Origin of the sequence: Streptomyces sp. NPDC050743 (genome assembly GCF_044456925.1) — a bacterium.
Classification (GTDB): Bacteria; Actinomycetota; Actinomycetes; order Streptomycetales; family Streptomycetaceae; genus Streptomyces.
The window spans coordinates 1-25,458 of the sequence record NZ_JBITGJ010000100.1 but is presented as its reverse complement, the minus strand read 5'-3'; the positions used below and the strand labels follow the sequence as shown (position 1 = coordinate 25,458).

Here is a 25,458-nt window from a genome sequence, read left to right as displayed (position 1 = left end):
CGCACCCCGGGCGTCCTCGGCTGAGCCAACGGCCCCAACAACACCTCACACAGCCCGCGCATGGGCGCACTGCCGACCCTGCGCCGCAGGTCACGGGTTCCCTACCGAGGCGTCATCGCCAACAACGTCTGGCTCCACCACCGCGCCGCCGCCCTCAACCTCCGCCGACTGATCACCCTCGGACTCACCCGCACCAACACCACCTGGCACCTCGCCCCTGCCACCGCATAGCGAAAAGGGCCGCCCGGCCTCCGGCCGGACAGCCCCACAACAAGATTTTCAGCAGCCTTCTAGACTGGCTCCAGCTTCGACCAAGTGGACGTTCCGGGTTCGAACCGAGTGAGCCACGTTCCACCCTCACGCCCGATCGCGGCCACGACGACCGAGCCGTCGGCGAGGGCGACACACGACTCGACCCGTGCGAGGCGCAGCGGGACGCCGCCCACCAGCGGCGCTCCGCCGACGGGGGCCGGTGCCGTGAAGGACTGGCCCACCGCGGGGCGGGAGACCACGAGGAGTTCGCCCGTGCCGGCGACAGCCAGGACATCGAGCAGCCCGGCGGCTCGCGACAACGCAGCGATCCGGGACAGGGACGACAGCGCGGGGCCGCCGCCCACGGCGACGGTGTGCGTGGCGTCGCCCCAGCCGTCGGCCGGGGTCCACGACGTGACGTACACCGACCAGGGCCGGCCGACACCACCGGTGCGCCCCAGGTACACCACGTCGACGTGATCGGCGGCGGGGCTCACCGCGGCCAGGGTCCCGAGCGGATGCACCTCGACGGCGGGGTCGCCGATCGCCAGCGGCGGCCCCCAGGTGCCGGGAGCCGATGAATGCGCGACCTGCAACCGCCCGTCCTGGCCAAGCCAGACCGCGTCGACGTCGTCCGCGCCACGAGTGACCAGCGCCGGTCGGCACGTCGGCCGCACCGGGGCGGTCCCCCGCGGGCACACCAGCGCGAGCGGGCTCCAGGCGCGGGTACCCACCGGCACGGACGCCGACGCCGGCGTCCCGTCGTCCGTCACGACGAGCGCCTCGACCCGGCCGGACCGCGCTGTCGCTGCGACCCCGGCGAGCGGGTCGACGACGAGCCCGCCGTCCGCCACGGTGGTCAGCCGCCACCCCGTCGGCCCGCGCTCGAGCGCCTGGACCCGCCACCCGTCGGGGCCCGCCTCGACGCTCGCCTCGCCGGCGTCCGCCGACGTCACGTGCTCGTAGCCGAGGCCGACGACGACGTCGACGGCAGCAGCTGGCGCGGCAACGGCAGGGCGGGCAAACGCCAACGGGGAGAACGGGTTCCACCAGTGCCGGGGCCCGAACCGGCCGGGACCGGCGTCCGGCGTGGTCGAGCCCGGGCCGAGTCCGGGAGCCGCCGAGGACCACGTCGTGCCCGCCGGGAGCCCGTTGACGATCCGCACGCTGGTCACCGACCCGGCCGCCGCAGGCGCCACCGCCGGCAGCAGGACGACCGGCCCGCGCCGCAGCAGCGCCGCGTGCGGGCGGCGCTCGGGGAACGCCGGATCCTCGACCACGGCGACGTCCTGGTCGATGTTGCCGAACGGCAGCAACGGGCTGCCGGCTGGTTGCGCGCTCTCGAATGTCCATTGCCGGGCAAGGGCGTCCGGCGCCCCGGCCGGCATCGGCACGGTCGCGTACCAAACCCGGCCGGCCGCGAGTGTTCGGTCAGCGGCCACCGTGGCGCAGGCCGCGTGCTGGCACGACACGACCCAGACGGCGAGCCCGGGCACCTCACGCATGACGGTGGCCGCGGCGTTGGCATGCGCGTACAGCCCGGTCCGCCAGCCGAGCTCGCCGAGCCGCTCGAAGAACGTGCGCAGGTAGGTCAGGGCCGCGGCGGACGGGATGCCGCTGGCCTCCCAGTCGAGGTAGATCACGGCCCCGGCGCGCAGCCCCGCGGCGACGGCCTTGGCTGCGGCGTCCTCGGCGTTCGCGGTCGCGATCTGCGGGCGCAGGTCGAACGGGCCCTGGGAGTTCGCCGGGTCCTGCTGCCCCCAGTAGATCGGCGCGATCCCCCAGTCGGGCCACAACACGGGGAACGCCGACATCCACGATCCCGGCGGGTGGCCGGGCGTGCCGCCGAGCCGGTTGTGGCCGGCCACGACCCCGTTGGGCACCGGTACCTCGCCGGGGACCGGCGCTGGGGAATCGAGGTAGAGGCCCGTCCAGGTCAGGTTCGACAGGTCCCAGGCGCGAGCCATCGGTGCGGCGCCGGCGAAGTTGCCCTGGTCCATCCCGGCCACCCGGCCGGTGAGGTCGGGGGCTGGTGGACGCGCGGCATTGCTCCGGCGCACAGAGCGCGCCGCGACATGGTGGTCGCCGAGTACCAGCTGGGCGACGTCTGTCTGCGCGGCGTCGAGCGGATCGCCGTCGCAGAGGACGACGGCGAGCAGCAGGTGCCCGGGCGTGGACCAGCCCGGGCCAGACAGGTCGACGTCGAATGAGACCACCTGCGGGTTATCAGGATCGAGTGCAGAAGGCAGGGGCCGGAACGGGTGGGCCGGGTCCGCGTACTGCCAGGCCGAGCCGGCGAGCCACTGGCCCGTGGTTGCGGCCGTCCGGTCGGCGAGCAGCGACGCCGTCCACCCGGCGGGCAGCGGCGCCGTCCCCGCGAGGTTCGCGTGCCGGCCGAACGGGGTGCGCAACAGGGCGACCTGGACGGCGGCGCCGTCGATCGCCTTCCAGTGCCGTGCGTGGACCGCGACGAAGACCCGCGCGAGACCGTCGTCCGCGACGCACGACGCCGTGGCTCCCTTGGGCCGGCGGTCCGGTCGCTCCCGCAGGTGCGCCGCCAGGTCGGTGGCGTCCGGCGGCGTGGCCTCGAACGGCAGCCGGTTGGCCGCCCAGAGCGTGTCCCAGACCTGTTGCGGGGTCGGTGCCGGCGGCAGCACGCTGCTGAGGACGCCGGTGCGGTGGGTCAGTGCGGTCGCAACCCGGCCGCTCCAGACGCCGTCCACCGGGACGTCTTCACCGCCGGCCTTAAGGGCCGACTGCAGGAGCCAGACGTCGTACTCGGAGGAGCCCGCGCCGACGGGCAGGGCTTCGGGAACCGGCGCGGAGGCGGTGTCGGCTCGCCAGATCCGGATGTCCGGAGAGGCGTCAAGCCGGGCCTGCGTGCGGGAGGTGCTGCGGACGTCCTCCGGCCCGCCAGCTGGGACGGGCAGGCGCCGGCTATCCAGGTCGTGGGCGCGCAGGAACGTCGTCGGGCCGACCGTGGAGCCGTCGAGGGCGACCTCCCAGACACCGCGAGCGGCAAGAGCGGCGCGGAGGAGCCGGGCGCCACCGCCGTCGGGAACGACGACCGCAAGATCCAGGACCGTGGCCTCGGGCAGCGCGTCCGAGAAGGTCTCCCACACCCAGGTCGCGGTGCCGCCGTCCGGGAAAGTGGCCGTGCCCTTGAAGACGCCGACGTCCGTGCCGACGAACACGACGGTCGGGTCGGCGGGGTCGACGGTGATCGCGTGCACGGGCGAGCCGAGCGACAAACCTGTGTGCTGCCAGGTCGACGTCCCGTCGAACCACCAGAGGTTGTGCTTGTCGTTGTCCCCTGACACCCCGAGGTAGAGGCTGCCGTGCGGGCCGCGCGCCGGGTCGTGGACGGCTATCTCGAGCAGCGTGACGCCGGGCGGCACCTGGCCGCGCTCGACCTTGCCCTTCCAGTTGCGGCGGACGGCTTTCTGGTCGTAGAGGTGCTCGACCGGTTGCCACGCTCCCGCGCTCCGGCGCAGGGCGTAGACGCTGGTCTGGGTGAGCACGTAGAGCAGGTCAGGTCCGCCCCAGGCCAGCCCGACGACGTAGGCGTCGAGAAGGTCCTGCGCCGTCAGCGGGGCGGCGAGCGTCGACGCGTACGGGTCGGTGGCCGTCGGCAGCGTGACCCAGCCGGTGCGCCCGTCCGCTGCGGCGCTCGCCACTGCTGCGGTCGCGTCGTCGCGGTACCAAACCCGTTGCGTCCCGAGCGCCAGCTGCGTTCCACCCGCGGCCGTCTCGTTGCCGACGGCGGCCAGATCGCTGACCGGATTGGCGAGCTCGCGCTTCACGGCCGCCGCCCACGCGGTTTCTTTGACCGAGCCGGAGGCCGTCAGCGAGGACGAGAAGACCGGCATCGTCCCGAAGGCGCGCCCGTCTGCGCTCTGGGACCAGGAGGCGCCGACGTACTGCGCGAACATCCGCGCCGGGGCGTCCGGGTCGATCGCGACTCCACCGGCGTCCCCCTCGAGGGTGACCGCCCACGCGCCGGCGATGGGCAGCGACGCGGCGCCGTTGTCCTGCGTGCCGACCAGGAGGTGCCCGGGCAGCCGGGCGTGCTGGGCCAGTCGTTGCGCCTGGACCACGGCCAGACCTGTGTTGCGGGAGGCGAAGGAGCCGCGCGCCCCATCCGCGACGGAGCGGAAGACGCCGCCGTCGCAGGCCACCCAGACCGTCGCCGGGACCCCCGTGCCGACCCAGGCGACGTCGTGCACGTCGGGGTGCACGCCGAGCCCGACGAACTCGCCGCGCTGCATCCCGGACGGTCCCGCCGGCGCTGTCGGCCCGGGCGTCTCGGGGAAGGTGAGCGTGCCGGCCGGCCGCGTGACCTGGCCGGCGTACAGCGCGGCATTCCAGTCCGTTGTCCCAGAAGCCAACGATCCGCCGACCAGGATGAGGTCGCGCTGGGCGGCCTGGGTCGAGGGGTGACAGGCAATCGCGAGGTCGTAGTTGGTCTGGTCGGACGTCGCCCCGAACAGGTCGGACGGCAACCCGGTGACGATCTCGGCGGTGTCCGCGTCAACCCGCCACAGCCGCGGGCCGCCGGCGAGCATCCACACGACCGGGCGGGCCGGGTCGTTGCCCGCGGCGAGGACAGCGGCGCTCACCGGCTTGCCCACCAGCGCCGGGTTGGGGTCGACGGGCAGCGCCACGGGCGTCCAGTGCGTGCCGTCGGTGCTGCGGACCAGCTTGCCGGTCGCGCTGACCGCGTAGATGCGCTGCGGCTCACCGCCCAGGCCCTGCACGGTGACGACGTCGGACACCCATGTGGTGCCGAGACCCGCGTCGACGAACTCCCAGTGCGAGCAGTCACCCGTCGCAGGACGCCGGTACAGCCCGACGCTGGTCGCGGCCCACACGACGTCAGGGTTGACGCGGTCGAACGTGAGCCGACTGACCGCCTGGCCGGCCAGGTTCGTCGCCTCCAGCACCCACGGGTCGAAGGCGACGCCGTGGTCGAGCACCTGCTGGACGGGGCCAGTGGCTACCCGGATGCCGACGCCCTGCCAGTTCATGTAGTCGTTGACCACCGGGCTGAGCGGGCGCTCGCCGGTCCCGACGAGGACCAGGTCGTGGGCAGCGTCGACGAACCGGACTGCGATCGCGCCGACGGTCAGCGCGTTGCTGTCCCGCAGCCGGCCGGAGTCGTCTTTCGTGGAGGCGTAGAAGTCGAGGCTGGTCCAGCGGGTGCCGCCGTCCCCGCTGTACCAAAGGCCTCCGAGCGCCGAGCCCGCGTAGACCCGCTGACCGTCGTCGGACGCGCGCAGGGACCGCACCCGGCCGGCCACCCGCGGCCGCCCGTCCGCTTGCCCGGCCAGCAGCACCGACGGACCCAGCGGGGTCCACTGATTGGCCGCCGCCCCGGTCGGGTCGGGTGGGTTCGGTCGCTGGGTGACGTCGAGCGGCGGGACGACGACCCGCCGCGGCTCGCCGCCGGGGGCCTCGGGTTCGTGCTCGGTGGCAGGTCCGGCGGCCATCCAGGTCTCGGTCACGCCGTCCCCCCGGGGTCCTCCTGGACCACCCGGATCCAGCCCTCCTGCAGCGTTGCCGGCTGCTCGGGCAGGTAGGCGGTCTGCGTCGCCGCGGTGATCGGGTCGTCCCGCCAGGTGAGCGGGGTGTCCCGGCGGGTCCACGTCTGCTTGTCCCCGAGGCCGGTCACCAGCGGGAGCCGGACGACGGCGGGATCGACCAGCACAGGCCCGAACCGGAAGGACGGCGAAAGCCTCACGAGCGCGTCGTGGAACCAGTCGCGGGCCAGGGCGAGCGCCTTGCGCGGCAGCAGCCCGCTGGTCGCGTGCACCCGGCCGCCGGGGGTCATGAGCAGCGTGAGGCGGATCGTCTGCCCGGGCCGGGCGCCGACGTCGGTAGGGCCGAGCAGCCACGGGTGGGTGATCCGGGCCAACTCCGGGAGGTCCTGAGAGCCGCGCCCGAGCACGCCGAGCTGGCCGGCCAGCCGCCCGCTCGCCCGGGCATCCGAGCGCACCTCGGGGGCGACCAGGCGCAGCGCCGAGTAGTCGTCGTCCACGGCGTAGGCGATGAGTCCGTCATCGCTGCGGGTCAGCTCGCCAAGGCGGACCGTGACCGCTCGGACGGCGAGGTCGGCGTACGCCTGCGCCCGGGCGGCCCGGGCGGCCGCACCGGCGTCCCCGGTCCCGAAGTCAAGGGCGTCAATGTCGTCCTGGACGTCGAGGCGCAAGGTCGCCCGGACGACGGCGATCGGCCGGCCGACCAGTCCGGCGACCGCACCGGTGCCGACCGACCCGAGCGGGTCAACGGTCCACAACGTCGTGTCGACCACCCGCAGGAACGCCGAGAGCGCGCTCTCTTGCGGGGGCTGCGGCAGCGCGCGGGCCACGGCGTCGGCCTCGACGCAGCCAGCGGCCAGCCGGGTCACGTGCCGGGCCCCCGGGTCGTCGCCGGGGTCGGGGGGCTGGCCCGCCGGTCCGGGCCGACCGGGAGCTCCCTCCCAGAGCACCGCCCCGGTGAGCTCGTCGTGGATCAGCTGGCCGAGGGAGGTCCCTGCGGCGTCGAACACCTCCAGACCCTCGTCCACGTGGTCGGGCAGCAGCCATCCCGCGACCGGGCTGATCTCGAGCTCGGCGTGCTGCTGGTCGACGCGGGCCTCGACCTCGGGTGCCCCGTCGGCGGTCTGCGGGTCGACGAACCGGAAGGCCAGGCGCGCCGGGCGTTGGTAGCGCGGCGGGAGCCGCAGCGCCGGCGCCCCGGCGGGGTGCTGGAGCGCGGTTGCCACCTCGGTGGCGGCGAGAACGGCGTCCGGGACGTCGACGAAGCGGCCGAAGGCGTCCACGACCCGCAGCCGGTTCAGCCGGGCGCGCCCGCCCGCCAGCAGCAGCGCGGGCCCGACCGGCGACGGCTTGTTCGTTGGGGTGCCGTCGGCGGCGATCTGCACCCGGGACGCGTCCAGCGGGTCGAGCCCGAGGAGGGTCTCGCGGACGCCGGCGAGCGCGGTGGTCAGCACGTCGAGGCCGCCCGCGGCCGCTGACAGGCTCGCCAGCACCTGCTCGTCGTCCGCGCTGATCACGCCCTGGCTGACGAGGTCGCGCTGATGCTCGGCGGTGAGCCACGCGGTGATCTGGCCGGCCATGGCCCGCGCCGAGGAGGCGGCCAGGGCGGTCCGGCGGCGGATCGTGATCGGGGGCGGGAGCGTCCCGTCACCGTCATCGGTCCCGTCAGCGCCACCCCCGCTGCCGTTGCCGCCGTTGCTGTTTCCCGTCGCCGGCGCTGGACGCTCGAGGTCCACCGGGCCGAGGCTCCAGCGGTCGAGCCGGTCATCGACCGCGATCTCCAGCTCCCAGTCCAGCCACAGCGGCACCCACGGCTGGGCCCACCGGGTCACCCCGACGGGCGAGACGTCGACACCGTCGAGCAAGGACGCGCGGCGCAGCGGGTCACGAACCGAGTCGTCGATCTCACGGTCGGCGGTGCGCCCGGTCGGCGTCCTCGCGAACCGCAGGGCCGCCTCCGCGCGGAGCCGGTTCGCCACCGCCGTCCCCTCGACCCCGTAGGCCGCCGTCGCCCAGCCGGCGGCCTCCTGCCAGCGGTAGGGATCGGTGAGCGCGACCTCGCGCAACAGCAGGTCTACCTCCGGCGGGACGGCGCCGGAGCCGACCGTGGTCAGGCCGCCTGGGAGCTGCCCGCCGTCGAGCAGGCCGCGCAGCGACGTCACCACTTGGCTCGCGAGGCGGCAGGCCAGCCGCCCGTCGGGTGTGTACCGGCCGTCGAGACCGTGCCGTGGCGAGCGATTGGCGCCGCCGACGACGAGGGCCAGGTCCGCGGGGACGAAGGCGCGCGGTAGCGGGACGGCGACGTCCCGGAACGTCCGGGGCGTCCGGGGCGCGGTGCCCACGGTGCCGAGGCGGCCTGTGACGGCCCCGGACCGCAGCACGGTCGCGTCCTTCTGCACGAGCCGGACGGCGAACCGCGGTGGTTGCTTCGTCGTGGACCCGAGCGAGGCCCCCGCCGTGTCCTGCGGCGCCGACTGCCCCGCGGCCCGGTCGCCGGCGAGCACGTCTCCCTCGGCAATCCGGTCGGGGCGCTCGCGCAGCCCTGGCGCCAGCGCGGTGAACCCGGCCGCGTGGCGGTCCTCGTCGACGGCGGCCAGCCCGGCCGGGGCGTCGACGGAGCTGAGCAGCCCGGACGCGAACGCTCCAAGCAGCCGCTCGTCGGAGGCCCGCTGCTCGCCGGTGCCGTCGGCGAGCAAGGCGCCCAGGGCCCCGAAACCGTTGGGGCCCACCGCGATAGAGAGCGCGGCCTGCTGCGGCGCGAGGTCGATGAGCTCGGCCGGGTCGAGGCTGACGCCGAACACGCTGCCGTGCAGCATGCTCGCGTGTGGTGCCTCGGGACCGCGCGGCAGTTGCAGGATGGCGCCGTCCTCGATGAAGCGACGATCGACGAGGCTGACCTGGGCCGCCTCGGTGGCCCGCGTGGCAGCCACCCCTGCGATAGGTGCCGCAGCGTCTCCGGCCGGTCCCGCGGCCGACGCGGCGCCCGGGTGGCCGATGACTGCGGACGACGCCGCGCGCTCGGTGCCGGTGACCAGTCCCCCGACGCTCGCCGCCGGAGACTCCAAGCCGAGCAGGGCACGCCGGTCGCGGACCACGTCGCGGATGCCCGTGTCGTCGAGCAGGCCCTGCGGGTCCGGGCCCTGCCACTGCAGCCAGTCGAGCCGGGCGTGGTAGTCGCCGAGCGAGGTCAGCCCGTGTAGCGCGTCCAGCGCCGGATCGGACCACCACCCCGCGACGAGGTAGGAGAGCTCGGCGCCCGCCGCGACGGCCGGGTCGAGGTCGGACAGGTCGTCGTGGAAGGCGAACCGGTCGAGGACGGCGTCGTAAGTGGCGGCCCACGCCGGATCGCCCCCGGCGACGGCGGTGAGTTGCGCGCTGGCGACGATGCGCCGCCCGGCCGCCGACCTCGTGGCGCTGGGGTCGGGCGGCCCCGGCTCGGTCCAGCCGGCCAGGTCGTGGTGCTCGCCGCGATCGGCCTCCAGCACCCAGGACCGCACGGTGGTCGCACCGTGCAGCAACCGGACGACGACCCAGCGGTCCGGCAGCGCCGGCAGCGAGGTGGGGTTACCGGCCGGCACCGGGTCGCTCCGCACGCCGCCGGCGTCCCCGCGGGTCAGCCCGTCGGGCATCGCCCAGTGCAGGTGGACGCCGGGCTCGCGGGGGGTGCTCGCCCCAAAGGGCTCGGGCGGGCGCGGGAGCACGTTCTGCGGGTTCGAGCCCTGCGGTGCGTCGGGGACGACCGTCTCGGTCTGGACGACCTCGGTGTCGGCGCCGGCCGGCACGACGAGCGCCTGGACGTCGATCGGCACGAGCAGTCGGGTATCGCGCGGCAGGTCGGCGTCCCAGGTGCCGATCTGCAGGACGGACAGGTCCGCGCGGGCGAGTGCCGCGAATCGCGGGGTGGTCATCGCCTTCGCGATGGCCCCAGGGTCGGAGGTGGCTGCGGGGTTGACGGGGCTCATGCCACACCCCCGGCGTTCCACTGACGCAGAATCGTGATGCCGGTCGTCGGGCGGAACAGGTCCGCGTAGCCGAGGGGCACACCGCCCGTGCTGCCGCCGAGCTCTGGGTCGCCGAAGACCTGCCGGAACGGGAACTGCAGCATCTCCAGGGCGAACTCGGCGCTCGAGACGCCGTCGCCGTCGACGTCCGTCGTCCGGGTCTCCGGCTGCTGCGCGATCCGGCGGGCCAGCTCCCGCACGTCGACCACGCCCGGCGCCCCGGACCGGAACGGTACGTCGGCGGTCCACGGTTTCGCCGGGGGCGGCTGCTGCTTGTCCAGCCGCTGAGCCGTCGCCACGTTGCGCAGCGGGATCGTCGCCCCGGTCGTGCCGTCCTGGCCCGGCGTCAGGTCGACGCCGAACTGGATGCCCTGCCGCGGCTCCTCGACGTGGACGACCGCCGGGACGCCGTCGAAGAGCACGAGCAACACCGCGGGCGCGAGTCGCTCGAGGCGGAGCAGCCGCAGCCGCCGGGGATCGTCGTCAGCCACCTTCCCGTCGTCCGGGCCAACCTCCTCCCGGTAGGCGCGCACGTGCAGCCCGGGCCACCCGGAGACCGCGCGGGATCGCAGCAGGAAGCCGCTGATGGTGTCCGCCGGCGCCCGGCCCGGGGGGTCAGCACCGACCACCCGCTGCAACCGCTCCTGGGTGTCGATCTCGTTTCGGAGCTTGGCATGCAGCTCCTGCAGGTGCTCACGGTCTAGCGTCGTCACGGTGCTCACGGCCAGCGCGCCCTGGACGAGCATGTCCGACCACTCGCGGTCGACGTAGAAGAAGCGGATTGACTCCGGCGGCAGCAGGGCGCTGTCCGGGACCAGGTGCGCAAACGGCACCCCTTCGAGCAGCCGGACTCGGGCCAGCCACTCCAGGACCGCGGTGGGCAGGATGGTCCCAGCCGGGGCTGTGGCGACCTCGTTGCCGTGCCGGACGACGGCGTCCAGGGTCGCCTCGACCACGAGCGGGTTATCGAGGAAAGTCGCACGGTCCAGTGCCATCACTGTCCTCCTGGGTGCTGCCGATCGAGGCGGGCGAGCAGCTCGTCGAGCGCGTCGGGTTCGGCGCCCGGGGGGTGCGGGGCGGCGTCCGGGGCAGCCTCTGGCGCGGCGTGGGGGGCCGCGCCCAGAGCCCCGGCTGCCGGCGCGTGACCGGCCGGCGCCGCACCGCTGCCCGCAAGGGCCTGGTTCGCGAGGTCGATGGCGACCCCCGACGCCTTGGCCCGCAGCGGGGCGAGCTCGCGTGCCGCCGCCGCCGCGAGCTTGAACGGGTCGGCCAGCACCCCGGCAATCGGGACGTCGACGGGGACCCGTTGCGTCGCAGCCGGTTCGAGCAGCCCCCGGAGGGTGGCGACGTCGACTCCGAGCCCGGACGAAAGGACCTCCAGCGGGTCGGCGTCGTCCACGCCCTTCACCGACCGCGCCGGGTCCGTCAGCGGTCGCACCGGCCCGAGCCGACGCGCCGCGTCGGCTCCAAGGGCGGTGAGCAGCCCGCGGCCGGCGGCCGAACCCAGGGCCGTCACCACGGCGCCGTCCACGAGTCGGCCCAGGCTCGGCTCCCGGGCGAGCAGCGCCGCGGTACGGGCCCGCTCGAGGGCGTCCTTGCGCCACGACAGCAGCGCGGCTACCACGCTCGGCTCGGCTAGGGCGAGCAGGCGGCCGATATCGAAAGCCGTTGCGAGAGAGAGGTTCTCCCGCCCATCGGGGCCGACCCGGCGCACCTGATCGCTGGAGTGTGCCAGCGGCAGGCGGCCCGTGTCCGGGTCGGGCTGCTCGCGCCCGGCGGGCCGCGGCGTGAGCGGGCCGCGGTACCAGACGGTCGCGGTCTCCCCCTCGCGGCTCGTGTGGGTCAGCGCGACGTGGCCGGTGTCGAGCACCTCGACCGGCGGCCGGGCCGGGGGCGGCGGTGGCTTCTCGCCGGGCTGCTGGACGGGGGGCGGCTTGGGCGGCGTGCCGAGCATGCCGACGTCCAGACCCTGCATGAGGGACTGGAAGTCCCCGGCCCCAGTGCAGGTGAACTGCCAGTGCGCCAGGACAGGGAAGGTGAACTGGCGGGCCCCGGGGTCGATGATGCCGATCGGGACGACGTGCATGTCCCCGATGAGCTGCGCGGTGGACGTGACGACGGCCCCGGTCCGGGCGACGGCGCCCGCCGGCCCGGTCGCCGTCCGTGCCGACCACCCGTCGGCCGGCGACAGCGAGCGCACTCCCGACGCCGCGCCGGCCCCGATCGACAGGGCTTGCACCGCGCTGTGTCCCGCGGTCTGGACGCCCATGCCGCCGGTACCGCCAGCGCTGCGGTCGATGCTGCGCGCGTAGCTGGCCGAGATCGTGTCGTACGCGACGGCCTGCTCCGCGTAGACGTACGTGCCGGAGTACACAGGCACGGGCGGTGCGGGGTCGGGCAGCGCGTCGTACTGCCCCTCGAGCGATACCAGGCAGGCCTGGTATCGCACCCCCGGTTGGGGCAGCCGGTTCGCCAGGACGACGGCCATCCAGCCGTCGTCGTCTCCGAGCGCGAGCTCGGTGTCGGAGAGGTCGACGCGCCGCACGTGAGACAGCAGCGGCAGCTCGTCCTTGGCCGGGAACACCTGCCGCACAACGCGTTCAGTCACGACGATGCAGTCGCCCACCGTGGCGTCGTTGCGCCCGCCCAGCACCACTCCCGGCGTCACGCACTCGGCGATCGGGCGCGCTGTCCGCAGCTCGGCCTCGGCGTCGGCGAGGACGACGAGGGCCAGCCACGGGATGTCCCTCGGCAGCGTCGACGTCTGCGAGGGATCGCCGTCTAGCTCGCGCTCCCACGGCAGGGTGCGGCGCTTGAGCACGATCTGCGGCAGCCGGGAGCTGAACCCCCCCCTGCCCCTGGTTCGGGGGGAACGTCGACAGCACCTGGTCCGCAGGGAGGGAGAAGCGGGGGGCGGTCACCTCGAGATCGACGTCCATCGACTGGGTCGTGGCACTGGGCGCGCTCACCTGCTGGTCGGCGTGCACCTGGTAGGTGCCGGCGGGCAGCGGCGGGACGGCGTGACTGTGCAGCACGAACGTTCCGGGCGGGGGATTCTCGTCGGCCACGGCTCACCTCCGGGTGACGATGTCGGCGGTCGGGGCGGCGTCCTGCGACACCCAGATGAGACGGGCGGAGCCGGTCGGGACTGCCACCAGCGGGGCGACCGAAGCCGCAAGCCCACGCTCGCCGAGCAGCGCCACGAGGGAGGCGGCATCCCCGGTCGAGCCCAGCACCCCGGACAGGTGCACGTGCTCGCCCGCGTTGACGGTGACCTCGACGGCCGGGTCGCCGTCCGCCGGGCCTCTCGTCGGGCCGCCTGCCGGGCCGATGACGGAGTCGGGCTCCACGTCGAAGACGCTCACCGTGCGCGACCCGGCCACAACCACGGTCGGCGGCAAGGGCTGGCCGTCGGGTCCGGCGACCCGCCGGACGCCGGCCAGGGCGAGGTCGAGGGCATCGGCGCGACCGTCCTCGATCCGCTCGCCGGACTCCAGGACGACCGCGATGCTTGCCACGCCGACGGGCAGCCGGGTCGTGACCAGGGCCCAGCCGGAGACGGCCTGCGCGGCTGGCACGAACCCCGTCGCGACCGGCTGCCCGGCGCGCAGCGTCCGGACGGCGTTCGACCGGACGGTGCAGCCCGGACCGATCAGCGTCCCGGCCCCCATCTGCAGCAACGACGTGGTGGCGTGCCAGCCTGCGACACCGCTGAGCGGCCCAGCGCCGCCCACGACCCCGACCCGGTCGGTGCCCGGCGGCAACAGCAGTGTCCCGTCGCTCGCCCAGACGTCACGCAGCACGCGGCCACCGAGGTCCGCGACCACGATCCGGACCGGCAGGTCACCAGCCACCGCGAGCGCGGGCCGCTGCGGCCGGACGTCGTGCAAGGCGTTCGGTGCGGAAAGCACCGCCGCCTCCCCCGTCAGCAGGACGGTGCCGGTGCCGGCCAGCGCGGCCGTCGCGTCGTCCAGCCGGGCGGTGCGCCACGCCGGTGCTCCGGGGGCGCGGCGCAGCTCCGTGCCCGAGCCGGCCCGCCCGGTGTCGGCCGCCGTCCCGCTGGCCACGACGGTCGTCTGTTCCTGGCCGCCTGGCGCGCCGACCATGACCAGGCGCGAGACCAGCCGGGGGTCCAGCGACGACGTGACCTCGGCCAGGGTCGCTGGGACGACCCGCGCCAGGCCCGCGCCGCGGTCCCCGACGCTGAGTCGCACCCGGGGTTGGACGGCAACCGGCGGGGTGAGCAGCAGCGCTTCCAGCTGGAGCGGGTGCGCTGTCGTGTCGTCGGGCTCCCGCGGCGGGACCGGGTCGGCCGGCGGCACGTCCGGTGGGGCCGGCGGATCCACCGCCATCCCGTAGGTCAGCGGCGCGAGCTGGGGCGGGGCGTTGCGGGCCGTCGCGTAGACGGCCGCGCCGAACCGGGTCAGAGCCGCGCCCTGCGCGCCGCCGGTGAGCCAGGTGCGGGCCTGGTCCAGCACCGTGGCGACGCTCCCCGGGGCCCCGGCGACGAGGGCGGCCGCGGCGGCGACGTCCGGCGCGCGCTCGGCTCGCACGGCGGCCTCGGCCAGGAACGGCAGCTGGTGCCGGACGCCGACCTCCACCTGGTAGTAGTCGATCGGGACGGTGCCGGCCGGGATGTCGGCGTCGGCCTGCAGGTGCAGCCCGTTGACCGCGTCGACGGTCGACCCGGTGGGGACCGGTTTCGGCTCTGCCTGCGGTTGCGGGCCCCAGACTCCGGTCGGGAAGGCGCCGGTCGTGACGGCCGGCTGCAGGGCTCCGGCGTGGTCGACACCGCCTCCGGTGACGGTCACGGTCAGGGTCGAGGAGACCTGGCCCGTCTGCATCGGGCCGACCGCGAGGAACACCCCGAATGGCAGCGCGACGGCGCCGCCGGCCACGACGGCCGAGGTGGCGGCGGTGGTCGCGATCGACAGCTCGAACTCGGGCAGCACCAGGTAGGGATCGCCGGGGGCGCCGGTCGGGGGCTTGCGGTTGCCGTCGGTGCTCGGCGGTAGGACGCCGCGGCCGGGGGTCGCGACGAGGACGGCGGCACCGCCCGGGGCCAAGTACTTGGCGAGGAAGCTCGGCCAGTCCAGGGCCGGCGTCGACCGGTCGCTCCAGTCGCCGAAGCTGATCGTAGCGCTGGTGACGTCGAGGTCGATCGTCGCCTTGCCGCGGAATTGCGGCCCCTCGAGGACGACGTCCGCGTGCAGGTGCACCGACACGGTGATCCGGATATGCCCGAACCAGCCGAGGTCGATGTCGACGGTGACCCCGGCGCCGAGCTCGGCGAACGCCGTGACCTGGAAGTGGAACGGGTCGAAGTAGACGATCCCGTCGGCACCGAGGCGCAGGTACGCCCACAGCGGCCCCGCGGACAGCGACGCCTCGAACCGGGTGCCGGCCATGATGGCCTCGGAGGTCAGCGCGAAGTAGCTCTCGCCCTTGATGACGAGGATGTCGCTGACGCCCCAGACGTAGCCCAGGCGCGGCACGATCGGGTACCCGTCGCGGTGGAACGAGGGGTGGTACCCGCCGAGGGTGACGACGAACTCGCCGGCCTTGTCCCCGACGAACCACATGACGTAGGCGAAGCCGCCGGTGAGCCGGCAGTCCCGGGTCAGCAGGAACGAGTTGTCGGTGAGCTGGCCCTGGATCCACAGCACCCCCTCGCGGCTGGAGAACCGCACGAGGAGGGCGAGCTCGATCTGCACGAGGGGGAACTCGGGGGTGGGCAGGGCCGCGCGGGCCAGCCCGAGCAGGTTGATGTCGAGGCCGTCGCCGACGGCGACCCCGACGACCGCGATCCCCTCGACGAGCACAAACGAGGTGAACGACAGCCCGGCGGCGAACCAGAACGCGCCCCGGGCCGCCGGGAAGTAGGCCCGCAGCTGGTCCAACGCGTTGTCCGGGTCTGCCATCGGGCCCGACCGGTCGAGCGCCTGCAGCAGCGGGTAGGTCCCGAACTGGCCGAGGTCGGAGGGCAGGAGCAGCAGCCGGTTGATCCCGACGCCGGCTGCGAGCCCGGTGACGAAGAAGGCGGGGACGCCGCCGATCGGCGCGTTGACGGCGCCGTAGATGAACAGCGACGTGAAGTCGCCCTGGGCGTCGGTCACGACGGCATAGCCGCCGTAGGCGCTCAGCGCGTAGACCCCGAACCGGATCGAGATCATCCCGACGTAGTCGGGAGCGGCGCCCGGGCCCTTACGCAGGCCGCCGCTGATCGTCACCCCGCCGGTGTCCGCCGCGACGGACAGCCCATCGAGGCCGACCTCCCATGCGCGTGGGTCGTACGGCGCCGGGTCGCCCGGCGCCTGCGGCCAGCGCGCCCCGAGCGCGAGCCCGTCGACGGCGACGAGCAGCCCGAGCAAGCTGACCTTGCCGTCGACGAGGACGCGGGCGGCGACGATGCTCTGGCCGGCCTTGGTCACCCCGAAGCCGATTTGCTCGATGTACACCGGACCAAAGGACCGCTGCAAGGACACCCACCACGGGCCGCTACCGGTGCCGGCCCGCAGGTCGACCTCGACGCCGCCGGAGCCGTGCCGCTGGATGGCGAGCGCGGGACTGAAGGCCGGCCGTGGGGGCTCGCCGCCGCTCGCGGCGTCCCGCAGCACGCCGCTGGCGACCCTGTTCGTCCCGCCGTCCGCCGACCCGACCCCCACAGCGAGCCCGGTCAGCTCGAGCTGCCCGCCGGCGTCGGTGACCCCGCCGGCGGTCGTGGCCGAGAACAGGGTGTGGACGGCGACCGACTCCACGCGCAGGAACGTGTCTAGCAGCGGGCCGGACGACCGGCCGACCCGCAGGCCAATGCCGCGCACGACGAGCCCGAAGAATGCCTCGGGCTCGCCGGCAGCGACCCGCAGCAGCTCCAGCGTGAGCCCTGCGGCGCTGGCGGTCCCGGTCACCCAGGAGTCGTCCACCTCGAAGTCGAGCGTCACGTCTTCGGAGACGAGCTGGAACCGCTGGCCGGGGGGCAGCGACACCGAGAGGCCGTACACCTGCCCGCCCTGCCCGTCGTTGCGCTCGACCCCGCGCACGACCAGTGGCGCGATCGGCAGCGCCGGACTGTGCCCGGCGACGTTGGCCGCCAGGCGCAGCAGCCGGGTGAACAGCTGCGTCGGGTCGAGGGCGCCGTCGTCGAACGCCGTGCCGGTCAGGACCACGCCGTCCAGCAGGTCCTGGACCTTCGGACCACCCAGGACGACGTGCTGCAGCAGGTCCTGCACCTCCTGCGTGGACAGCGCCAGGTCCACGGCGATCGGCAGCACGAGGTCGGTGAGCAATTCGGCGAGCGGCCCGCCGACCGCCTCGACACCGAACGCGGCCGGGGGACCGAAGCGCAGGACGCCGAGCACCTCGCGACCGCCCTCCAGCGCCAGTCCGGCTGCGACCCGCGCGCCGCCGGCCGGAGCGCTCCCGACCGCCAGGGTGGCGACCGGGGAGAGAGTGAGGGGGCCAAGGTCGAGCCCTGCGGCCGGGTCGACAGCGAAGGAGACATGGCCGTCGAGCAGCCCCGAGGCGTCGGCGCTGACCCCGAGATCGAGGGTGGCGCCGGTCAGCGGTCGCAGGCCGGTCAGGGTCGCCACGACCTTGGCCCCCTCCGGGAGGCCGCCGCCGTCGGGGACGGTCATCCGCAGGCCCAGGGTGCCGGCGGCCGCTGTGCGCGTGACGACGAGGTCGTCGCCGTCCGGGACAATGGTCCAGCCCGGGGGCACCGTCGGGGCGAGGAAGTCCACCAGCGCCTGGACGGCGTCCGCCAGGACACCGCGGCGTAGCCGTTGGGCCAGCTGCGGGCCGGGATCGGCGGCGAGGGCCGTGAGCTCGTCGGCCGAGAACGTGTCGGCCGGGCGCAGGCCGAGGGCGTCTCCCAGGGCGCCCACCGCGACCCCCACGTCGTGGGCGGGATGGGCAGGCGGCAAGCCCGCGACGGCGTCGAGGACGTACGGCAGGGCTGCCGTTGCCGCCGACGCGAGGGCGCCGCCGAGCGCCGCCAGCCCGGGACCGTTGGGCAGCAGCGCCAGGTCGATCCCGGCCGACGGGACGAGAAGGCGGGCAGTCAGTCCGGTGCTGCCGACGGTCACGGTGAGGCGGCCGGAGGTCGCCAGCGGGTCGGCGCCGGGCACGCCGAGGTCGACCGAGATGGCCGGCGCCGCGGGCCGTCCTCCCCCGCCGAGCTCGACGCCGACGCTACCCGCGATGCGCAGGCCCACATCCGCGACCGGCTCGTCGAGGCGCAGGGCGAGCGTCGTCCGGGCGCTCGCGGTGGTGGCGGCCAACTCCAGGCCGTACGGCAGGGTCCACGCGCCGGGCCGCGGCTGGGGCAGGCCGAGCACGGCCCCCGTGGCGTCCACCAGTCCGGCGACGTCGGCCCCCTCCAGCCAGTGCACCGGATCGGCGATGAGACCAATCGGGAGCGTCACGCGGGCGGTGTCTCCGGTGCCCTCCAGCAGGCCGAGCGCCGTGAGGAGGGGGTCCACGAGGGCGACCGCCCCGGCCTGCAGCGAGCGCAGGAACGAGATCCCGGCCCAAAGGACAGCCGAGGGCGCGAGGGCCACCAGCCAGTGCCCGAGAGCGGCGGCGTCCAGGGCCGGCGCGAGCCGGACGGAGGCCGGCAGCACCGAGCCGCCGCCCTCCCAGCGGACGACGACGCTGGCCTGCGCGCCGCCGGTCACCTCCAGTACTGGCCGCCCGGAACGGCTTGTCGCCGAACCGAATGCGAGGGTCAGCGACCCGGACAGGGCGCGATCGGTCGCGAGGTCCAGCTGGCCGCCGACTTGGACGCCGAGCGGCGACGACAATCCGGCCACGGCGACCGAGACTGCGCCGCTCGCGAGGTCGACGTCCAGCTCGGCGCCGCTCACCGTGACCCGCACCCGGGTCGGGGCGTCGGAGGAGGGCGCGGGCGCGCCGACCAGCGTCGCCACCGCCGCGGCGAGCCTCGGCGCCGTGGCGGCCGCGGTGACGTCGCGCAGGAGCCCGGCCGGGTCGACCAGGAGCCGGCGCAGTCCGTCCGCGGAGAACGCGAACGCCGACCCCGGATCGCTCAGGCCGAGGGCGGTGAGCAGGCCCGTGACCTGGGCCGTCGCCGCCGAGGCGGACGCGGCCAGTGCCGAGCCCACCCGCGACAGCACGACCAGTGCCTCCGGGACCAGCGGCCCGGCGGCGACGTCGCTGTGGCTGAGTACCCAGCGGGTCCGGCTCACGCCGAAGACCTCCGCCTCGTGCAGGATCACTCGGGCGCTCGCGTCGCCGCCGTGGGCGACGTCGACCTCGAGACTCGCACGTCGCACGGACGGGTGCCGCGCGACGTCCGCCGGTCGCCTCGGGTCGGGCCCGCCGACGAGCCAGCCGCCCGCCCGGCCGAGCTCGACGCGCAGTCGCAGCCCCGGGGCGGCGGCGTCTGAGAAGGCCTCGCGGGTGAGCGCTAGGCTCGTGCGCAGGCTGAGCTCGCCGAGTGCGGCGGGAGGCGCGACGGTAACGGCGACGCCGAAGTGCAGGACGCCGTCGTCCGCGCCGCCCCCGGCTCCCGGGTCGGGCGCGGGGCCTTGGTCGGCGGCGTCCGCGGTCTCGACGGTGCTCTCATACGCCTCCTGGAGGGCGCGCACGACCAGTCCGGTCGTTGCGGAGCGGGCCGAGTCGGCCCCGCAGACGCCGCGCACGCACCAGACCGGCAGGTCGGCCGGCAGCGCCGGAACCGTCCCGGGCGGGACGAGGTCGGCCAGCGGCGAGGTGGTCGCGTCGTACGCCTGAGTGAGCGGTGCAAGCAGGCCGCGGCCGAGGGTGACGGCCGCGACCTCGGTTTCGTCGACCGGAGGCAGCAGGCTGCGCAGCAGCTGGACGGCGCCGGCGACCGGCTGCACCTCCAGGACGTCGAGCCCGATCCCGGCGTGCGGCGTCCCGACGGTGACCAGCGTCGCGACCAGCCCGCGGGCGGCGACCTCGACGGCGGCGTGCCCCGCCGACCCGACCCCGACGAGTTGCACCCCGCTCCCGTCGACCGCCGCGGTCAGGGCTGCCGCCACTGCGGTGATGGCCCGGGCCAGCCGGTCGGCCTGGCGGGTGGCGCCGTCCTCGCCGGCCGCGGCCGCCGCGGCCGCCCGCCCGGGCAGGCGGACCAGCCACGGACCGGTTCCCGACCGCAGTCCTGCATCGTCGAACGCCTCGGGGACCAGGCCCGCCGCAGTCCAGTCCAGGACGTGGTCGTCCGGGATGCCGGCCCACGCGGACGGCCCGAGCGGGCCGACCGCGATCACCGTGCCGGCTTCGAGCCCCACTCCGGTCAGCGCGGCGAGGTCGATCGCGGGGAACCGGTCGGCGGTGAGGTCGGGCACGTCGACGAGGACGGCTCCCGGCAGCACGGCGTCCGCGGCCCGCACCAGCCCGTCGGTCCCCGTCCAGCGGGCGACGAGGCCCTCCAGGCCGGCGGCCAGGTCGTCCCGGCCGGTGAGCGCGTCGCGCAAGTCGGGGGCTTGCGTCGCGGCGTCGAGCAGCGCGACGAGCAGGTCCGCCCCCGTCACGGTGGAGGCGCGCGCGGGGTCGAGCGCGGCGAACAGGGCACCCGGCCGGAAGGCGTCGACGACGGGTTCCAGGTCGCGGCCCCACAGCAGCACCTCGGCGCGCAGCGCGGCGTCCACCTGGCTGCCCACGAGCGGCAGGGCGAACGGCGAGCGCGCCGTGCCGTGACCGGTGATCACCCCCGCGGGCAGTCCGGGGACGCTCTCGCCCGTGAGCAGCAGCGCGACCCGGCGACCGATCTCGGCGAGCTTGCCGTCGGCGACCAGCTCGCGGGCCCAGGCCTTCAGCGTGCCGACCGGATCCGCGACTAGCTCTTCCAGCGGCAGGTCGGGCTCCCCCGAGCCGCCAACCAGCCCCCGGGCGGCCGCCGTGCGGGGCAACCAGCCGGTGAGGTCGGCGAGGTCGACCGCCCAGCTGAACCCGGCGCCGACCAGCACGTGCCCGGCGAGCAGCTCCAGGGCGCGCCAGGGGACGGTTCCGGTGAGGGTCCCGTCGGGAGCGAGCGTGGGCAGGGTCACCGGCACCGACTCGCCGTCGATCACGGCGGCCAGGCCGGGTGCGACGAGGCCGGCGCTGAACGCTGAGCCCGGCGCCCACCCCAGGCCGACCCCGATCCGGTCCGCCACGAGCGCGGTCGTCTCGTCGCCGATCCGCAGCGGGATGCCGCCGCGCGCTCCCAGGGCAAGCGCGGCACGCAGCGCCGGCAGGGCGTGGCCGCCGCTGCCGTCGAGGGCGAGGTCGACCAGCTCCGCCGTCAGGTCGAGGTCGACCGTGGGGCAGCCGCCGCCGAGATCGACCACGGCGTGCTGGACGCCGATCCCCAGGTGCAGGTGCTCCGGGGCGCTGCCCTGCGTCCATGCCAGTACGGCCACACCGTCGGCGAGGGTGACCCGCCACGGGCTGTCCGCAGTCCCGTCCCCCGTGATGGCGACGTCGACGCCGGTGCTGCGCAGCAGCTCCCGCAACGGTTCGAGCAGCAGCGGGTAGCGGTCGCGGGCCTGGGCCAGCGCCGTGCGGTGGTAGCCCACGAGGGCACCGACGGGGTCCGCGAGCAGCGCGGGCAATCCGACCACCGGGACCGTCCACGGTGCGCCGGCCCCCACGTCCGGGGCCCGGACGCCCAGCAGCACAGTGACGAGGTCGGCCGCGGTCCCGAGCCGGGCGAGCACGGCCGCGGCGAGCCCGTCGAGGGCGCTGCTTGCGACGTCCGCCAGGGTCTGCGGGTTGGTCAGGTCCAGCACCGGGTAGTCGTGCGTGGCGATCGTGACGTCGTGCGCGGCGAGCACGAGCGCGGGACGGCGCGACCCGTCGAGAGTCAGCCCCGCGCGCAGCGACCCGAGCTTGACGACCTCGGGCGTGCCGAGGTCGAGCAGCAGGTCGGCGGGGGCGGCGATCACCGCGTGACCGATCCGGCCCGAGACCTCGATGTCCGGCAGGGCAACTGCGGTCGGGGCCGACCCCAGCGTGATCTGGACGGGGGTCGCCGAGGCCTCGAGCCGGCCTACGGGGGTGCCGGTCGCGTCGATGTGGGCCTGCACGCCGAGCTCGACCTGGGGCCGGGCGTCGGGGGTGCGCGTTACGGTCACGACGGCTGCGAGGTGGACGCCGCTCGCCAGGGCCCAGTCGAGGCGGGCCTGGCTGCCCAGCGCGTCCGGGCCGGTCGACCCGCTCGCCGTTGCCCCGTGGCCGACCAGGGTCCCGAGGTGCTCGAGCCACGCGGTGACGGCCTGCTGGTCGGCGAGCAGGGAGTCCAGCCAGGTGCGCCAGGCGCTCGCGCCCGAGGTCACGAGGTCGACGACCGGCAGCACCGGGATCCGCGGGTCCGCGCCGATCCCGACGAGGGCCAGCAGCTCGGCGAGTTCTCCCGAGGCGGCCCCAACAGATCGCTGCACGAGACCGGCCAGCAGCGAGATCGCCTGGTCGGCGAGGTCGCCGGCCGCGGAGTCGAGCCCGACATCGTGCGGTGCGGGCTCCCCCGGCAGCTGGAGGCCCTGCAGGGTCACGGCCAGATGCGGATCGGTGCCGCCCGTGGTCACGTCGGCGTGCAGGGCGATCCCGGCGAGCGCCGGGTCACCCGAGTGTGCGGGCTCGGCGTCCAGGCGGACGTCGGCGTCTACCTCGATCCGGCCGTCCCCGGTGGCGAAGGTCAGCGTGGCGTCGCCGGACGCCGGCACCGCGACGAGTGGGACCAGCACCGTGACGTGCGAGACCGGCGCCGGCGAGGACGTCTGCAGGCGCGCCCCGACGCCGATGGTCGTGACCTGCGCAGAGGGTGCGACGACGCAGTCGAGCTCTACACCGCCGTGCGACACCAGCGGGATCCAGTGCCTCCCCTGGGCGTCGACCGTGACCGGGTTGCCCTGGCCCAGGAGGGCATCCGCGGCGCGCAGGAGCGCCGCCCGCTGGTGCTCATCCCGCAGCGCCCGGGAGACCTTTGCTCCCGGATCGGCGAACCAGCTCGGGTCCAGCTGGTCGTCCGCGCCGACGAGGCCGACGGCGGTCGCGAGGTCGGCGAGGGGTCCGAGGCCCTCGACGCTGACGGTCACGACGCCGTCCGGTCGAACGTGTGCCGGGCCTGCGGCAGGACGGTGAGCCCGTTCGCGGTGGCCGTGAGCGCCGCCGGCAGCAGGGGCTGGTTCTGGTCGTCGACCCCAGCCGCGGCGGCGATCCCGGCGACGCTGTGCACGAGGGCCTGCCAGGCGACGCCCTGCAGATGGGTCCCCCAGCGCTGGACGATGAGAGCCGGCCCGCGCGGCACGGTCTCGGTGCCGACGACGAACCCGAGCGGCGACCCCGGGCCGCCGAGCGCGAACGGGACGCTGACCTGGACGTCGCCGGTCTGTTCGGTGAACACCTCGATCCCGACGATCGCGAATCCGTAGGTGAGGATCAGCCGGACCGTGCCGGTGTGCACGAGCAACTCGTCGTCCCCGCTGGTCCACACGACGTCCCCGGAGGCGGGCGTCGTCCCGCCGGCCACCGCCAGGCTGAAGGCGACCCCGAAGACCTTGGCCGCCTCGTCGGGCGTGATGTCGATCGGGGCACCGACCCCGCCCGGGGGCAGCGGGTGCGGGAACGCGTCCGGGCAGCGCTCGCGGACGCCGGCGACGAGCTTCTCGCACTCATTAGTCAGCGTGGAGCTTGTTAGTGCTGACACATGCTCTTGCGCCGCACGGATCAGCCATGCAGGTGAATTCACACCCGTCTCCGCTCATGTTGGCGGACTCCTTGGACGGCGAGGGTAGTTGACGCTACCACCGCCCGAATCATGCAGACAATACGCATTTCCCTCCTTTCTCGGGTGTCTGCAGGCGTGAGCAAGTACGCAAATCAAGAGTCTGCTGACGCCCCTTCTGATACGGGGACTGGTTGCGTCCGCCGGTGGTGTTTGATCCGCGCGCTGATGCGCGTGGCGTCGTGAGGCAGGGTGTCTTGCAAGATCAAGGTCGGTCGGGAATGCCGCGCTGGCCCGGAGTCGGGTTGGATGTCCGGGTTCGGGCTGGGGTGGACGCAGTGCAGGCACGGTCTCGGTGATCATGTCGAAGTCCCATGAATACTTGGTGAGTCCGTGCCTGCTCCCGCATCTTCCCTCATGCCCTCCGTGCTGGACCAACTGGCCCAGGCCGTTGCGCCGGCCCCGCTGACGGACGCGCTGTGCCTGTCGGAGTTCCTTGACCTGGTGCCCGACCCGCGAGGTTTTCGCGGGCGTCGTTACCTGTTGTCCGCGCTGGTGGCCGCGGCCGCGGCGAGTGTCCTGGCCGGCGCCCGCTCGCTCACCGCGATAACAGAGTGGATGACTCTGGTGGCGAAGTCGGCTGACGGACCTATGGGAAAGGGTGGTCGATCCGCTGAACGGCGGTGCTTGCCATCGGCGTTGGGGGTTTCGCGTGTTGCGTCCGGTGGATGTTGCGCCGATTCCGGAGGCCACGGCTGCTCTGGCGTGGCGGGTGCATCCGCGTGGGACGGACGAGATGCGGGCCCGCGACGCGCTGGGCCCGCTGTTCACCGACGCCGACTTCACCGCCAGCCCACTGGCCGGGATGTACCCCGATCTGGGGCAGCCGGGGCTGTCGGGCCTTGTCCCTGTGGGGTGGACACCTGTTCGTGTTGTTATGCGGCGAGTGTCAGGGTAGCTGACTGCTGTTCGTAGGCGATCGGTGCCTGCTGTCCGTTCGCCGAGTGTCGCAGGCGGGTGTTGTAGCGGGTGGTCCAGCGGAAGACGGCCAGGCGGCAGGCGCGGGCCCCGTCGAAGCGGCGGGCGCCGCGGAGCGTCTCGCGTTTGAGGGCCGCGTTGAAGCTCTCGGCGAGCGCGTTGTCCGCGCTCGTGCCAACCGCCCCTATGGACTGTCGCACCCCCAACTCAGCGCACATTTCCGCGAATTGTCGGGAGGTGTACTGCGCTCCGTGATCGCTGTGGAAGACGGCTCCGGCCAGACTGCCGCGGGTCACGGCGGCTGCTCGGAGGGCGTCGGCGACCAGCGAGGTGCGCATGTGGTCGGCGATCGACCAGCCCACCAGGCGGCGCGAGAAGCAGTCGATCACCGTCGCCAGATACAGGAACTCGCCGTCGCCCACCGGCAGGTAGGTGATGTCGCCGACGTACTTGGTGTTCGGCGCGCTTGCGGTGAAGTCGCGCCCAAGCAGATCCGGCACCGGCGTGGCGGACGGTTCGGGCACCGTGGTGACCTGGCGCTTGCGCAGCCGCAGCCCGGCGATGCCGAACTTGCGCATGACCCGTCCGACACGCTTGTGGTTCACGCGCTCACCGTCGTCGCGCAGCTCGGCGGTGATCCGGGGCCGGCCGTAGGTGCCGTCCCACTCGGCGTGCACGGCCCTGATCCGCTCGGCGAGCGCGGCGTCCGCCCGCTCACGCGCGGCCCGGGCCTCCCGGCCGGCCCGCCATTTGTAGAAGCTGGAGCGGGCGACCTCCAGCACATGACACAACCGCTTCACGCCCCAGGCGCGGTGGTGGTCCTCGATGAACTTGAAGCGGTTCACCAGTTCATCTCGGTGGCGAAAAACGGCTCTCCTGCCGCATGTGTGGGTGCCCTGACCTGCCCTGATACGGGAAACACGCCGTCTCCTGCCAGGCTTGAGGTCTCGAGGCTCAAGTTGGATCAAGCAGGAAAACGGCGTGTCCCTCTTCAGGA

Annotated in this window: 8 protein-coding genes and 1 pseudogene; 2 read left to right on the top strand and 7 right to left on the bottom strand. The window is 74.6% G+C overall.

The window, feature by feature from the left end; all coding sequences use genetic code 11:
• Positions 1–60 precede the first annotated feature (60 nt).
• A complete protein-coding gene (locus ACIBJF_RS44050; RefSeq protein WP_399182862.1) occupies positions 61–231 on the top strand; it encodes a hypothetical protein in 171 nt (56 codons plus the stop codon).
• Positions 232–290: 59 nt separating this feature from the next.
• Here ACIBJF_RS44050 and ACIBJF_RS44045 read toward each other — a convergent pair whose 3' ends face one another.
• The 6 genes from ACIBJF_RS44045 to ACIBJF_RS44020 all read right to left on the bottom strand — a co-directional run bounded on the left by ACIBJF_RS44045 (position 291) and on the right by ACIBJF_RS44020 (position 23,465).
• Positions 291–5,756 (bottom strand): glycoside hydrolase domain-containing protein, encoded by a 5,466-nt coding sequence (locus tag ACIBJF_RS44045; protein WP_399182860.1) that lies wholly within the window; start codon positions 5,754–5,756, stop codon positions 291–293.
• The gene (locus tag ACIBJF_RS44040; RefSeq protein ID WP_399182858.1) at positions 5,753–9,751 is read right to left on the bottom strand and encodes a hypothetical protein; all 3,999 of its coding nucleotides are present in this window, start codon (positions 9,749–9,751) and stop codon (positions 5,753–5,755) included. Before ACIBJF_RS44040 ends, ACIBJF_RS44045 begins: the two co-directional genes overlap by 4 nt.
• On the bottom strand, positions 9,748–10,785 hold the full coding sequence (locus tag ACIBJF_RS44035) for a hypothetical protein (protein WP_399182856.1): 1,038 nt from the start codon (positions 10,783–10,785) through the stop codon (positions 9,748–9,750). Before ACIBJF_RS44035 ends, ACIBJF_RS44040 begins: the two co-directional genes overlap by 4 nt.
• Positions 10,785–12,611 carry a hypothetical protein gene (locus tag ACIBJF_RS44030; RefSeq protein ID WP_399182854.1) on the bottom strand — a complete coding sequence of 609 codons (1,827 nt, stop codon included), beginning with the start codon at positions 12,609–12,611 and terminating at the stop codon, positions 10,785–10,787. Before ACIBJF_RS44030 ends, ACIBJF_RS44035 begins: the two co-directional genes overlap by 1 nt.
• Positions 12,612–12,861: 250 nt before the next feature.
• Positions 12,862–22,854, bottom strand: a complete 9,993-nt coding sequence (locus ACIBJF_RS44025; RefSeq protein ID WP_399182852.1) for a DUF6603 domain-containing protein — start codon at positions 22,852–22,854, stop codon at positions 12,862–12,864.
• Positions 22,851–23,465, bottom strand: coding sequence for a hypothetical protein (locus ACIBJF_RS44020; protein ID WP_399182850.1), 615 nt, complete (start codon positions 23,463–23,465; stop codon positions 22,851–22,853). The genes ACIBJF_RS44025 and ACIBJF_RS44020 overlap by 4 nt, the downstream gene beginning before the upstream one ends.
• Before the next feature lie 435 nt (positions 23,466–23,900).
• Between ACIBJF_RS44020 and ACIBJF_RS44015 the strand changes: the two genes are divergently transcribed.
• Positions 23,901–24,458 (top strand): transposase family protein, encoded by a 558-nt coding sequence (locus ACIBJF_RS44015; protein ID WP_399182848.1) that lies wholly within the window; start codon positions 23,901–23,903, stop codon positions 24,456–24,458.
• Here the strand turns inward: ACIBJF_RS44015 and ACIBJF_RS44010 are convergent.
• Positions 24,419–25,327 (bottom strand): annotated as a pseudogene (locus tag ACIBJF_RS44010) (IS3 family transposase); the annotation flags it as partial. The gene ACIBJF_RS44015 and the pseudogene ACIBJF_RS44010 sit on opposite strands and share 40 nt — an antisense overlap.
• Positions 25,328–25,458: the final 131 nt, after the last annotated feature.

Bases quoted from the DNA above. Each gene is read 5' to 3' on its own strand.
- ACIBJF_RS44040 (WP_399182858.1), bottom strand. From the start codon at position 9,751: ATGAGCCCCGTCAACCCCGCAGCCACCTCCGACCCTGGGGCCATCGCG.
- ACIBJF_RS44035 (WP_399182856.1), bottom strand. From the start codon at position 10,785: ATGGCACTGGACCGTGCGACTTTCCTCGATAACCCGCTCGTGGTCGAG.
- ACIBJF_RS44050 (WP_399182862.1), top strand. From the start codon at position 61: ATGGGCGCACTGCCGACCCTGCGCCGCAGGTCACGGGTTCCCTACCGA.
- ACIBJF_RS44015 (WP_399182848.1), top strand. From the start codon at position 23,901: ATGCCCTCCGTGCTGGACCAACTGGCCCAGGCCGTTGCGCCGGCCCCG.